Raw genomic sequence first — 13,102 nt, 5'->3', positions numbered from 1 at the left:
GGGACCTCCTTCGGACGCGGCGGGGCCGCCGCGGCGCCAGTCTATCGACCGGCCGAGGCGGTGAGGGGACCGTCAGTCCTGCACCGGCCCGAGCCATGCGTTGGCGATGGTGTTCAGTGCGCCGTCGTCGCTGGACGGGTGGAAGACGCCCGCCAGCACGTCGCGCTGGAGGCGACCGAGCTCGTGACCGGCGAAGTAGGTCGCGCCGCCCGCGACGCGGACCGCGGCGTCGACGACGTCGCGCGCGGTCTGCACGGTGCGGACCTTGACGCCCGAGAGCTTCGCGAACCAGAACGCGCCGTGGTCCGCGCCGTCGGCCACGTCGCGGGCGAGCCCGGTGAGCTGGGGTGCGACGCCGTCGAGCGCGAGGGCGGCTTCGGCGATCCGCCGCCGGACCGCCGGATCCTCGGACCGGGGCAGGCCGGTCCGGGCGGACGTCCGCAACCGCGCGGCGTCCACCGCGAGGTCGAGGGCGCGCTCGGCGAGACCCGCGTACACCGAGCTGAGGAAGAGCTCGAAGCACGCGAAGATGGCGAACACGAACGGGTCCGGGTTCGGCCCCGGGTCGAGTCGGCGCACGATCCGGTCGGATGCGGCGACCGCACCGTCGAGCACCGTCGTCCGGCTCTGCGTCGCCCGCATGCCGATCGTGTCCCAGTCGTCGAGCGTGCGCACGTCGGGGTCCTCGCGGTCGATGAACCCGTAGACGAGCTTGGGTGCGTCGTCGGAGGTCGCGTCGAGGCCGTGGACGCCCAGTCGTGTCCAGGCGGGCGACAGCGAGGTGAAGATCTTCCGGCCCGTGTACCGGACGCCGCCGTCGGGCTGCGGGTCGGCGACGGTGCCGGAGCCGAAGAGCATGAGGTCGTTGCCGGCCTCGCTGATGCCGAACGCGAAGACCTCGCCCTCGGCCGCCTCGCGCAGGAGGAAGTCGAGCGCGTCGTCGCCGCGGTCGTGCAGGAGTCGGGCGACGCCGGTCCAGACCAGGTGCATGTTCACGCCGAGTGCGGTCGCGGGGGCTGCGCCGGCGAGTCGGGACTGCGCGCGCACGACGTCCTCGAGGCTCCAGCCGAACCCGCCGAGCGCGGTGGGGACGAGCGCACGGAGGTAGCCGCGTTCGGCGAGCTCCGCGAGGTCGTCGACGAAGAACGCGTTCTCGCGGTCGTAGCGCGCCGCGCGTCCGCGGATGCGGGCGAGCAGGTCGTCGTCGAGGAGGGCTTCCGGAGTCGTCGCGGTCGGCACGGCGCCAGCCTACGCCGACGGGTCGCCCTCCGGGCCGGGCGTCGGTGCGGCGTCTTCGCGCGTGCCCGGGGCGGGGGCCCCCGCCCCGTCGGCGCCGGCGGTCGGCGATCCGTCGCCCGGATGCCGCCGCCGCGTGGCGAGCACCACGATGCCCACGACGATCGCGGCGCCGACCGCGAGCACCGCGATCCACGGCAGCAGCACGCCCACGGCGACCAGGAGTCCGGAGACGAAGCCGGTCAGCGCGTTCCAGCCGGCGACCACGCCGCTCCAGAAGTCGTTCGGCCCGGCCTCGGGCGCCAGCCCCTCGGACAGCAGCTCGACCGTGAGCGTCGAGTAGTCGACCTGGTCGGCGAGGAAGTCGCGCTGCGTCCGCAGCGAGTCGAGCTCGGCTTGGCGGGTGGTCAGCTCCGACTCGATCGCGATGAGGTCGGAGACGTCGTCGGCCTGGGCGAGCAGCGTCCGGAGGCGGTCGACGGAGGTCTGCAGCGACTGGATCCGGGAGTCGAGGTCCTGCTTCTGCTGGGTCACGTCGGAGGCCTCGAGCTGCACGGCGTCGACCTCGCCGAGCTCGCGCAGGTCGGCGAGGACGTCGTCGAACCGCTCGGCCGGGATCCGGACGACCAGGGTCGCGCGCGCCTGCTGCGTGTCGGTGCCCGGCGTCTCGCTCCGGCTGTCGACCCGCCCGTCCGCACGCCCGACGATCGAGGCGACCTCGCCCGCCCGGGCCACGGGATCGTCGACCGTGATCGTCATCCACCCCGTCGTGATGACGCTCCGGCCGTCGTCGATCGTGCCGAACTGCTCGCCCTCGGTGAAGGGCTGCTCGTCTCGTGGGGCGACGCCGCCGTCGGCGGGCGCCTCGGCACCGATGTCGGGCTGGGGTGCGACCCCGCCCCCGTCGGCGCTGCTGTCGGAGCTCCCGCCGGCCATGCTGCAGCCGGAGAGGAGCAGGGCGGAGAGCGCGGCGACGGCCGCGAACCTGAGGCGTCGGCTGGTCATGCGGTCACGGTACCGTCGGGCCGGACGCCGATGTCTGGATGCCCGCTGCGAGTCGGGTCACGATCAGGTCGCGGTCCGCTGGGAGCGCCGGACGCCGGACCGCCCCGCCGCACCGCCGGCGCGGCCGACGATCGTCAGTCGACGTCGGGGTCGCGTCCGGTCCGCTCGCCCGTCTCGAGCGACGCGATGGCGGCGAGGTCGTCGTCGTCGAGCCGGAACGAGAAGACGTCGAGGTTCTCGGCGATGCGCTCGGGGCTCGAGGCCTTCGGGATCACGATCGTGCCCTGCGCGACGTGCCACGCGAGCACCACCTGCGCCGGCGAGCGGCCGTGCTTCGCGGCGATCGGCTCCAGCACGGGATCGCCGAGGAGCCGCCCTCGCGCAAGGGGCGACCAGGCCTCGGTGCGGATGCCGAGGCGCTGGTGCGCGGCGCGCAGCTCGCGCTGCGGCAGCCACGGGTGGAGCTCGACCTGGTTCACGACGGGCGTCGCGCCGGTGGCGTCGATGATGCGCTCGAGGTGGTGGAGGTGGAAGTTCGAGACGCCGATCGAGCTCACGCGGCCCTCGTCGCGCAGGCGGACGAGGGCGCGCCAGGTGTCGACGTAGCGGTCGCGCGACGGCACCGGCCAGTGGATGAGGAAGAGGTCGAGCCGGTCGAGCCCGAAGCGGTCCATGGCGTCGTCGAAGGCGCGCAGGGTCTCGTCGTAGCCGTGGTCGTCGTTCCAGACCTTGCTCGTCACGAAGAGCTCGTCGCGGGGCAGGCCCGACTCGCGCACCGCGACGCCGGCCTCCGCCTCGTTGCCGTAGAGCGCGGCGGTGTCGAGATGGCGGTAGCCGAGGTCGATCGCGGCCGCGGCGAGCCGTGCGGCGTCGCCGACGGGCACCTTGTACATGCCGTAGCCGACCTGCGGGATCGCCCGGCCGTCGGCGAGCGGGATCATGGGTGCGAGGGGCGGATGCGGCATCCGTGCGCCTTTCGTTCCAGCCGGTCAGCTCGGGGTGATGGTGACCGGTTCGGTGTCGGGGATGGGGCTGGCGTCCCGACCTCGGAGGTCCGGGTGCCAGCGTCGTGCGAGGGCGGGGACGAGGAAGCCCAGGAACGCGAGCACGCCCGCCGCCCAGAAGGCGCCGACGGCCTCGTACCCGTCGATGAGGAAGCCCGCGAGCGCCGACCCGAGCGCCGCGCCGATGAGCTGCCCCGTGCCGACCCAGCCGTAGGCCTCGGCGGTGTCGGAGAACTTCACGCTCGCGGACACGATCGCGAACAGCACGGCGAGGGCCGGCGCGATGCCGATCCCGGCGATGAAGAGGGTGATCGCGAGCCACCAGAAGTCGAGCGAGAACGCCGCGAGCGCCGTGCCCGCGAACACGATGAACATGCGGCGCGCCGTGGACCACGGTCCGATCGGCACGTGCCCGAAGCCGAGGCCGCCGGCGAGGCTGCCGATGGAGAAGATGGCGAGCACGATGCCGGCCTCGGCGCCGTCGTGGCCGAACGCCGCGACGACGCCCGCCTCGATCGCGGCGCACGCGCCGATGAGCAGGAAGCCGACGATCGTGGCGAGCAGCACGGGCGGGCGGGCGAGCACCGTGCCGAACGCGCGCTTGGACCGCGGGATCCGGACGCGGCCGAGCTCGGGGGAGGAGATGAACCACGTGCCGCCGACGACCATCATCGCCGCGGCGAGGAGGATGCCCCAGACGGTGCCGACCTGGGTCGACACGAAGGTCGTGACGACCGGGCCCACGACCCAGATGATCTCCTGGGCCGACGCGTCGAGCGAGAAGAGCGGGGTGAGCTGCCGCGAGTTCACCATCTTGGGGTAGATGGTGCGCACGGCCGGCTGCACGGGCGGGGTCGAGAGGCCGCAGACGAGTCCGACGGCCATGTAGGCCGGCACGGTCAGCGGCAGCACGCCGATGGCGACGACGGATGCCGTGCAGACCACGAGCGTCGTGACGAGCACCGGGCGCATGCCGAACCGTCCCATGAGCCGGCTCGTGAGCGGTCCGGCGATCGCCTGGCCGATCGACGTCGCCGCGAGCACGAGGCCCGCGGCGCCGTACGACCCCGTCTCGCGTTCGACATGGAGGAGGAACGCCAGCGACAGCATGCCCGAGGGGAACCGTGCGGTCAGCTGGGCGGCGATGATGCGCGCGACGCCCTTGGTCTTGAGCAGGTCGGAGTAGCTGGCCACGGTGGCTCAATGCTAGCGATCCGAACAGTGTTCGCCTGTGCGCACATCGTATCAGGTCTTCCATATATAAATTTGGACTGATACGATGGCGACGTGCACGCGTTCGACGTCCTCGGCGACCCGGTCCGCCGCCGCATCCTCGACCTCCTGGCGGAGGGGGAGCGGCCGGCGGGGGCCGTGGTCGACGTCGTCGCCGCCGAGTTCGGGATCACGCAACCCGCCGTCTCGCGTCAGCTGCGGATCCTCCGCGAGCAGGGATTCGCGCGCGTGCGGGCCGAGGGCGCCCGGCGCATCTACGCGCTCGAGCGCACCGGGCTCGACGAGGCGGGTGCGCAGCTCGAGCGCTACCGGCGCCTCTGGCCCCAGCGCCTCGACGCGCTGCACACCGAGATCGCGCGCGGCCGACGCGACCGCCGCACCGCGGGCGCCGACGCGTCCGCCCCGACCGAGGAGGCACGATGACCGTCACCGGCGACATCTTCCCCGACGAGCCGGGGTTCCGGCTCGAGTACGACGAGTGGTACGACACCGACCCCGACGACCTCTGGGAGGCCGTCACCCGGCCCGAGCGGCTGGCGCGCTGGATGGCGACGTACCGCGGCGACTTCCGACTCGGCGGGCGCTGGCAGGCGCTCACGCTCTCCGGCGACGTCTACTGCGACGGCGAGGTCACCGACTGCGAACGACCGCGTGCCTTCACCACGACGTGGACCGTCGTCGGCGAGCCGCCGACGACCGTCGTCGTGCACCTGCTCCCCGAAGGCGACGGCACGCGGCTGCGCCTGCGCCACGAACAGGTCACCCGGCTCGAGAGCGGGCCCGGCTGGCACGCCTACCTCGAGAGCCTGTCGTGGCACCTGGCCGACCCGGCCGCACCGCGCGACCGCGAGCGCTGGGCGGCGCGCTTCGACGAGCTCGAGCCCGCCTACGCCGAGCGCTTCGCCGCGCTCACTCCGCCAGCGCCTTGACGATGCGCTTGACCGACACCGTCTCGGCGGTGCGCAGCTCCTGTGCGAACAGGCCCACGCGGAGCTCCTCGAGCATCCAGCGCACGCGCACGAGCCGCGCGTCGGCGTCGGGAGCGATCGGGACGGCGCCCCCCGCCTTCTCGTAGGCGGTGCGCGCCTGGCCGAACTCGGTCACCAGCTGGCGGTCGCGACCCGGGTTCTCCTGCATCCGGCGCACGCGGACGACGATCGCCTCCAGGTAGCGCGGCAGGTGGCGCAGCCGGTCGAGTCCCGTGGCCGAGACGAAGCCGGCCGGCACGAGCGCCTCGAGCTGCGACCGCGCGTCGGCGAGCGCCGACATGAGCTGGAGGCTCGACGCCTTCGAGATCGCGCGGTCCGCCTCGCGCGCCGCCACGAGGATCCGCGACACGAGGCCGACCGTCTCGAACATGCGGTCCATCACGCTCGCCGAGACGGCGTCGCGGACCGCCTCGAACTCGGCGCGCGTGCGGACGAGCCCGTCCGGGTGCCGGGCGCGGAGCTCGGCGTCGACGACCGCCGCGAGGCAGTCGTCGAGCAGCGCGCGCGGTCCCGGGTAGGCGCTCGATGCGAGCGCGAGCTTCTCCTGGTTGGAGAGGTGCTCCTGCACGTAGGCCACCGGGGACGGCGTCGCGAGTACCAGCAGGCGACGGATGCCGCGACGCGACGCCCGGTCCCGCTCCTCGTCGGTGGCGACCAGCCGGAGTGCGACCGAGGCGCCCTCGTCGACGAGCGCGGGGTACGCGCGGACGACGTTGCCGGCCTGGCGCGTGTCGACGTGCGCCGGCAGCTCCTCCCAGTCCCAGGTCGTGACGCCGGTGCGCTCGGCGAACGCGGGTCCGGACGGTGCGCCGCCGCGGTCGGGCCGCGCGGCGTCGGGCGCGCCCTCGCGTGCGGCGCCGCCGGCGGCATCCGCCCCACCGCGGCGACGACCGCCGCGCCCGCCGGGTCCGGCGGCGAAGGTCGAGGCGACCGCGCGACCCGCCCGATCGGCGAGCCGTTCCTGGAGCGCGCCGAGGTCCTTGTCGTCGCCGGCCGTGCGGCCGCGCTCGTCGACCGCGCGGAACGTGACGCGGAGGTGCGGCGGAAGGCGGTCGAGGTCGAAGTCGTCGCCGGTGACGGGGGCGTAGGTGAGTCGCTTGATCACGGCGGCGACCGTCTCGGGGAACGGGTCGCGCGCGGCGCCCGACTCCGGGCCGTCCGGGAGCTCGCCGGCGATCTTCGCGGCCCACTCCGCGGCGGGCACGACCTGGCGCCGGAGCACCTTCGGCAGCGTCCGGAGCATCGCCGTGACGAGCTCGTCGCGGAGCCCCGGGACCTGCCAGTCGAACCCGGTCGCTTCGAGCCTCGGCAGCAGCACGAGGGGCACGAGCACGCTCACGCCGTCGTCCTCGGCACCGGGTTCGAACCGGTACCGCAGCGTGAGGGTCTGGTCGCCCTGCCGCCACCGGTCGGGGAAGCCGTCGTCGGCCGTCGCCTCGTCCTCGCCGACGAGGTCGCGCGCGGTCATCGTCAGCAGGTCGGGCGTGCGCCGGTGCTCGCCGCGCCACCAGCGCTCGAACGCGCGCGCATCGGTCGCGTCATCCGGGAGGCGTTCCTCGTAGAAGGCGACCACGGCCTCGTCGCCCGCGAGCACGTCGCGGCGGCGGGTGCGCTCCTCGAGTTCGCCGAGCTCGCGCCGCAGCTGCCGGTTCCGGCGGATGAAGGCGTACACGTTCCGGTCGAGCCGGTTCCAGTCCCAGTCCTCCTCGACGAGCGCGTGGCGGATGAAGAGCTCGCGCGCGAGCGCGCGGTCGACCCGTGCGAGCTGGACTCGCCGCTTCGGGATGATCGGGACGCCGAACAGGAGCACCTTCTCGTCGGCGACCGCCGACCCCTGCCGGCGCTCCCACCGCGGGGAGGAGAACGAGCGCTTCGCGAGCGGGCCGGCCAGCTGCTCGGCCCACGCCGGGTCGATGGCGGCCGCGGTGCGGGCGAAGAGCCGGCTCGTCTCGACGAGCTCGGCCGACATGATCGCGGCGGGGGGCTTCTTCGCGAGCGTCGAACCGGGGAACACGACGAAGCGCGCATTGCGCGCGCCCACGAACTCCGCCTGCGGTCGGCGACCGCGTCGCTCGGACTCCCGCTGCCCGCCGGCGCCGCCCCGGCCGCTGCCGGTGCGGCCGTCGTCGCGAATGCCGATCTGGGACAGCAGGCCCGCCAGCAGCGCCCGGTGGATGCCGTCGGGGTTCGGTGCGCCGGCCTCCTTCGCGACGTGCAGCCCGAGGGGCTTGGCGAGCCGCACGAGCTGGCGGTACAGGTCCTGCCACTCGCGCACGCGCAGGTAGTTGAGGAACTCGGCGCGGCACATCCGGCGGAACGCGCTGCCCGAGAGCTCCCGCTGCTGCTCCTCGAGGTGGTTCCAGAGGTTCAGCAGCGAGAGGAAGTCGCTCGTCGGGTCGACGAAGCGGCGGTGCATCTCGTCGGCCTGCTCGCGCCGCTCGAGCGGCCGCTCGCGCGGGTCCTGGATGGTCAGCCCGGCGACGATCGCGAGCACCTCGCGGCTCGTTCCCTGGGCCTTCGACTCGAGCACCATCCGCGCGAACCGCGGCTCGATCGGCAGGCGGGCGAGCTGCCGGCCGATGCGCGTGAGCTGCGGGCCGGCCGCGGCATCCGCCTCGTCGATCGCGCCGAGTTCGCGGAGGAGGTCGACGCCGTCGCGGATGCCGCGGGCGTCGGGCGGCGTGAGGAACGGGAAGTCCTCGACGGCGCCGAGGCCGAGCGAGGCCATCTGGAGGATCACCGCGGCGAGGTTCGTGCGGAGGATCTCGGGATCGGTGAACTCCGGGCGCTTCTCGAAGTCGCCCTCGGAGTAGAGGCGGATGGCGATGCCGTCGCTGGTGCGGCCCGACCGGCCCGACCGCTGGTTCGCCGAGGCCTGCGAGATCGGCTCGATCGGCAGGCGCTGCACCTTCGAACGCGCCGAGTAGCGGCTGATTCGCGCCGTGCCGGCGTCGACGACGTAGCGGATGCCGGGCACGGTGAGGCTCGTCTCGGCGACGTTCGTCGCGAGCACGACCCGGCGGCGGAGCCCGGCGACCTTCGACGGCTCGAACACGCGGTGCTGGTCGGCGGACGACAGCCGGCCGTACAGCGGCAGCACCTCGGTGACATCGGCGGCACCACGACGCTGGGCGTGTGCGCGCACGGCGGCCTCGGCGTCGCGGATCTCGCTCTCGCCGGAGAGGAAGACGAGCACGTCGCCCGGTGCCTCCCGGCCCAGCTCGTCGAGCGCGTCGAGGATGCCCTGCTGGATGTCGCGGTCCTCGGCTGCGGCGCCCTCGTCGTCGCCCTCCTCGTCGTCGCCCGCCGCGCTCGCGGCGCCGTCCGCGACGAGCGGGCGGTACCGGACCTCGACCGGGTAGGTGCGGCCGGAGACCTCGATGATCGGGGCCGGTCGGCCTGCGGCATCCGCGAAGTGCGCGGCGAAGCTCTCGGGGTCGATCGTCGCGCTCGTGATGATGACGCGCAGGTCGGGACGCCGGGGGAGGAGGCGCTTCAGGTACCCGAGCAGGAAGTCGATGTTGAGACTGCGCTCGTGCGCCTCGTCGATGATGATCGTGTCGTAGCGGCGCAGGTCGCGGTCGTGGTGGATCTCGTTGAGCAGGATCCCGTCGGTCATCACCTTGATGCGCGTCGCGTCGCTCGCGCGGTCGGTGAACCGGACCTGGTAGCCCACGAGGTCGCCGAGCTCGACGCCGAGCTCCTCCGAGACGCGCTCGGCGATGGTGCGCGCGGCGATGCGCCGCGGCTGCGTGTGCGCGATCCGCTCCCGGCCGAGCTCGAGGCAGATCTTCGGCAGCTGGGTCGTCTTGCCCGATCCGGTGGCTCCGGCGACGATGACGACCTGGTGGTCGCGGACCGCCCGTGCGATGTCGTCGCGTCGACCGCTGACCGGCAGGTCGGCCGGGTAGGTGATCGCGGGGACGGTCGCAGGCATAGCCCTCCATCCTACGCGCGCGGCGGCGCGCGACGACGCCCGGCCGCGGGCGGTGAGGCCGTGGCCGGGCGTCGCGTCCGGATCGCTCAGGCGGCGACCGATGCAGGAGGGACGTGGTGGTTGCCGCGCACGCGGTCGGACGGATCCCATGCCGCCTTGACCGCGCGGAGCCGCGCCCAGGTCGCCTCGTCGAAGAACCGGCTCGCATCGACCGGATGCTCGACGAAGTTCGGGTACTCGCCGACCGCCAGCGGGGAGAGGACGGCGTCGAGCCCGGCGAGCCCGCGCGTCACGGCGGCATCGGACTCGGCATCCATCGGCACGCCCAGCCCGAACACGAGGATCTCGCCCGGGAGCGTGGCCCTCGCGCCCGCGCCCTCGGGACGCCGTGAGAAGGCGCCGCCGATGTGGCGGACCTGGAGCAGTGCGAGCGCGCCGTCCGTTCCGGCGAGCCCGGCCAGCGCGCCGACGGCGTCGTCGGGCAGTTCGTCGACGAGCGCCGTCGTGGACCGGTAGGGCAGCGGCGACTCCGGGTCCATGGCGAGCGTGCCGAGGGCGATCGGCTCCTGCCGTCCCAGCGTGTCCATCGCGGGACCCAGGTCCTCGAGCGGTCCGAGCAGCCGTCTGGCCTCCGATTCGGGGCCGAGGTGGGCCGCCATGACGATCGCGAAGGACTGCCCGCGGACGACGTCCGGCACGTCCGGGGTCGGCGGGAAGTGGATGACGCTCACCCAGGTCGTGAGCTCCTCGGGGAAGGCCGGCAGCAGTCGGGTCCAGGTCGCGAGGACCTCGGCGGCCCGATCGACGGGGAAGAAGAACGCGCCGGCCGCGAGCTCCGGCACCGCGACGACCTCGAACTCGATGGCGGTGACGACGCCGAAGTTGCCGCCGCCGCCGCGCAGCGCCCAGAACAGGTCGGCGTGGTGGTCGGCGTCGGCGCGGATCGCCTCGCCCTCGGCGGTGACGAGCTCGATCGCGCGGACGGCGTTGGTCTGCAGCCCGTGGCGCCGCGTGAGCCAGCCGATGCCGCCGCCCATCGAGTACCCGGCGATGCCCACGTCGAGCGACGAGCCGTGCAGCCCGGCGAGGCCGCGCTCGGAGAGCAGGGGCGCCACGTGCTGCCACTTCGCCGCCGCGCCCACCCGCACGCGACGCGCGACGGGATCGATGTCGACGCCCGTCATGCGCGAGGTGTTGACGAGCATCGCGCCGGCGAGGGTGTCGCGCGAGGAGGCGCCGTGCCCGGTGCCCTGCGCGCCGATGCGGAGCCCGGCGCGCTTCGCGATCGCCACCGCCTCGACCACCTCGTCGGCGTCGCGCGGGAGGGCGATGAGCTCGGGGCGCTGGTCGTCGAGCAGGTTGAAGGTGCTGCGCGCCTCGTCCCAACCGGCATCGCCGGGGGAGAGCACGGTGCACGTCGTGGACGCGGTCTCGAGGGTGGTCATGGTCGTTCCTTTCGGTGAACAGGTCTGTGCGACGAAAAAACGGTACGACCGGGATCACGTGATTGTCAATTGATCGAACACAAGTGTGCGTAGAATTAGGGGGTGGCACGGAGATACGAGCAGAAGGCACGCGCCGAGCAGCAGGAGCAGACCCGTCGGCGGATCGTCGAGGCCGCCCTCGAGCTCCACCGCACCGCAGGCCCGGCCGAGAGCTCGTTCAGCGCGGTCGCCGAGCGCGCCGGCGTGCAACGGAGCACCCTCTACCGGCACTTCCCCGACGACCGCGCGCTGTTCATGGCGTGCTCGGGCCTGCACCTCGACGAGCATCCGTTCCCCGATCCCGCGCCATGGCGCGCGATCGCCGCGCCGGAGGACCGCGCCGAGACCGGCATCGCGGCCGTCTACGCCTACTGGGCGGCGAACGAGTCGCTCATCGCGAACGTGCTGCGCGACGGGGAGCGCGACCCCGTGCTGCACGAGGTGAACGAGCTCCGCATGGGCGAGCCGATGGCCGCGGCACGCGACGCGCTCGTCGACGCGTGGCCCGAGCGCGACCGGACGCCGGAGCTCGTGGCCGCGGCCGCGCTCGCCGTCGACTTCCGCACCTGGCAGACCCTGGTCCGTCGCGGCGGGCTCGGACCGGCGTCGGCGGCTGCGCTCATGGCCTCGACCCTGGTGCACGCGGCGCGGCACGGCGCGGCGGCGACGGTCGCCTGACCCGGGGCGCGTCGGAGGCGCGCGATGGTGCTCGGCGCCGCCGAGGCATCCGTGTTCGCCTGTTCGCGTCCGGCGAACGACGGATGGCTCCGGGCGGCGGACCGTGTTGCATGGCCGTATGAGCGAGACTTCCGTACCGCGAATCCGATTGAACGACGGCCACTCGATCCCGCAGCTCGGCTTCGGCGTGTTCCTCGTCGAACCCGCCGAGACGGAGCGCATCGTCACCGATGCGCTCGACATCGGGTATCGCCATATCGACACCGCACGCATCTACGGCAACGAGGAGGGCGTCGGCCGGGCCCTCGCCGCCTCCCGCATCGCGCGCGACGAGCTGTACGTCACCACCAAGCTCTGGAACGACGACCAGGGCACGCAGTCGGCGTTCGACGCGTTCCAGGGCAGCCTCGACCGCCTCGGCCTGGACCACGTCGACCTCTACCTGATCCACTGGCCGGTCCCGGCGCAGGATCGCTACGTGGAGTCGTGGAAGGCGCTCGAGCAGATCCGCGAGTCCGGCCGGGCCCGGTCGATCGGCGTCTCGAACTTCATGGTCCCGCACCTGCGTCGCCTGCTCGACGAGACCGAGGTCGTGCCGGCCGTCGACCAGATCGAGCTGCACCCGGCGCACCAGCAGCCGGAGACCACGGCCTTCGCCGCGGAGCACGGCATCGCGATCGAGTCGTGGGGGCCGCTCGGGCAGGGGAAGTACCCGCTGCTCGAGTTCCCCGAGGTCACCGAGGCGGCGGCCGCTCACGGGAAGTCCCCGGCGCAGGTCGTGATCCGCTGGCACCTGCAGCGCGGGTTCATCGTGTTCCCGAAGTCCAACCGGCGTGAGCGGATGGCGGAGAACTTCGACGTCCTCGACTTCGAACTGTCGGGCGGTGAGATGGAGCGGATCACGGAGATCGAGCGAGCCGGGCGGCTCGGGCCGGACCCCGCACGCTTCGGCTGAGGCATCCGGACCGCTCCCGCAGGTGGATCCGGCGCGCCATCGGGGGTTCGAGCCTCGGCTCGCACCCCCGCGGCGGTGCCGCTCCGACCGCGACACGCGCGGGCGGCGTGACCGATTTGTGATCGGGTCGCGCCGTGCGTATGTTTGTACCCGTTGCCACGGCAGCCGGGAGCGAGAGCTCAGGGGCCGGGCAGCGAAACCCCAGCCAAACAGCCTCGTAGGCGCTTCGTGCGACTCGGTTGCTTCAAGCCTGGGGGTCACCTCCTCGATGTCGTTCGGTTCGGTCTGAACCTGCGGGTCGAGGTGGTACAGTAGAGAGGTTGCCCCGGGGGCAGGTCGAGAGGCTGAAGCCCGGGTGCGTCCGTTCCTTGAGAACTCAACAGCGTGCACTATGTTCAATGCCAATTTATTTGAACCCCGTGTTCTTCTGCCTTTTGGTGGGGGGACGGGTTTCCTTTGATTGATGGACAATTTGATTTTCGAGTCAGTTGTTTCTCTGTCAGTGATTGAACTTGACCTTCCTTTCGGGGTTGGTTGAACCATTTTTTTTGGAGAGTTTGATCCTGGCTCAGGACGAACGC

General features: G+C 72.9%; 11 protein-coding genes. 4 read left to right on the top strand and 7 right to left on the bottom strand.

Annotation, left to right across the window (positions count from 1 at the left end; genetic code table 11):
- Positions 1 to 72: 72 nt before the first annotated feature.
- From ABD230_RS18210 to ABD230_RS18195, 4 genes are all read right to left on the bottom strand, one after another.
- Positions 73 to 1,239: an acyl-CoA dehydrogenase family protein gene (locus ABD230_RS18210; RefSeq protein WP_344378387.1), complete on the bottom strand. Its 1,167-nt coding sequence runs from the start codon at positions 1,237 to 1,239 to the stop codon at positions 73 to 75.
- A 9-nt stretch (positions 1,240 to 1,248) separates the two neighbouring features.
- Positions 1,249 to 2,241, bottom strand: coding sequence for a DUF4349 domain-containing protein (locus ABD230_RS18205; RefSeq protein WP_344378385.1), 993 nt, complete (start codon positions 2,239 to 2,241; stop codon positions 1,249 to 1,251).
- A gap of 134 nt (positions 2,242 to 2,375) precedes the next feature.
- Positions 2,376 to 3,206, bottom strand: coding sequence for an aldo/keto reductase (locus tag ABD230_RS18200; protein ID WP_344378381.1), 831 nt, complete (start codon positions 3,204 to 3,206; stop codon positions 2,376 to 2,378).
- A 24-nt stretch (positions 3,207 to 3,230) separates the two neighbouring features.
- Positions 3,231 to 4,439, bottom strand: coding sequence for an MFS transporter (locus ABD230_RS18195; protein WP_344378378.1), 1,209 nt, complete (start codon positions 4,437 to 4,439; stop codon positions 3,231 to 3,233).
- 93 nt (positions 4,440 to 4,532) lie between these two features.
- Between ABD230_RS18195 and ABD230_RS18190 the strand changes: the two genes are divergently transcribed.
- The gene (locus ABD230_RS18190) at positions 4,533 to 4,901 is read left to right on the top strand and encodes an ArsR/SmtB family transcription factor (RefSeq protein WP_344378374.1); all 369 of its coding nucleotides are present in this window, start codon (positions 4,533 to 4,535) and stop codon (positions 4,899 to 4,901) included.
- Positions 4,898 to 5,407, top strand: coding sequence for an SRPBCC domain-containing protein (locus ABD230_RS18185; RefSeq protein ID WP_344378368.1), 510 nt, complete (start codon positions 4,898 to 4,900; stop codon positions 5,405 to 5,407). The genes ABD230_RS18190 and ABD230_RS18185 overlap by 4 nt, the downstream gene beginning before the upstream one ends.
- Here ABD230_RS18185 and hrpA read toward each other — a convergent pair.
- Together hrpA and ABD230_RS18175 are read right to left on the bottom strand one after the other, a co-directional pair.
- Entirely contained in the window at positions 5,388 to 9,404 is a 4,017-nt protein-coding gene (gene hrpA, locus ABD230_RS18180) for an ATP-dependent RNA helicase HrpA (protein ID WP_344378365.1), read from the bottom strand. The genes ABD230_RS18185 and hrpA overlap by 20 nt on opposite strands.
- A gap of 86 nt (positions 9,405 to 9,490) precedes the next feature.
- Complete coding sequence (locus tag ABD230_RS18175; protein ID WP_344378362.1) at positions 9,491 to 10,849, bottom strand: FAD-binding oxidoreductase; 1,359 nt, start codon at positions 10,847 to 10,849, stop codon at positions 9,491 to 9,493.
- A 102-nt stretch (positions 10,850 to 10,951) separates the two neighbouring features.
- Between ABD230_RS18175 and ABD230_RS18170 the strand changes: the two genes are divergently transcribed.
- Together ABD230_RS18170 and ABD230_RS18165 are read left to right on the top strand one after the other, a co-directional pair.
- The gene (locus ABD230_RS18170; RefSeq protein ID WP_344378358.1) at positions 10,952 to 11,566 is read left to right on the top strand and encodes a TetR/AcrR family transcriptional regulator; all 615 of its coding nucleotides are present in this window, start codon (positions 10,952 to 10,954) and stop codon (positions 11,564 to 11,566) included.
- A gap of 118 nt (positions 11,567 to 11,684) precedes the next feature.
- The gene (locus tag ABD230_RS18165) at positions 11,685 to 12,521 is read left to right on the top strand and encodes an aldo/keto reductase (RefSeq protein WP_344378353.1); all 837 of its coding nucleotides are present in this window, start codon (positions 11,685 to 11,687) and stop codon (positions 12,519 to 12,521) included.
- 395 nt (positions 12,522 to 12,916) lie between these two features.
- On the opposite strand, the gene ABD230_RS18160 is transcribed toward ABD230_RS18165, so the two are convergent.
- On the bottom strand, positions 12,917 to 13,102 hold a 186-nt coding region (locus ABD230_RS18160), incomplete at its 5' end, for a hypothetical protein (RefSeq protein ID WP_344378349.1).

The organism is Agromyces tropicus (assembly GCF_039531345.1).
GTDB lineage: Bacteria > Actinomycetota > Actinomycetes > Actinomycetales > Microbacteriaceae > Agromyces > Agromyces tropicus.
Note: the sequence above shows the minus strand (reverse complement) of the source record. Positions and strands in the feature narration are given on the sequence as shown.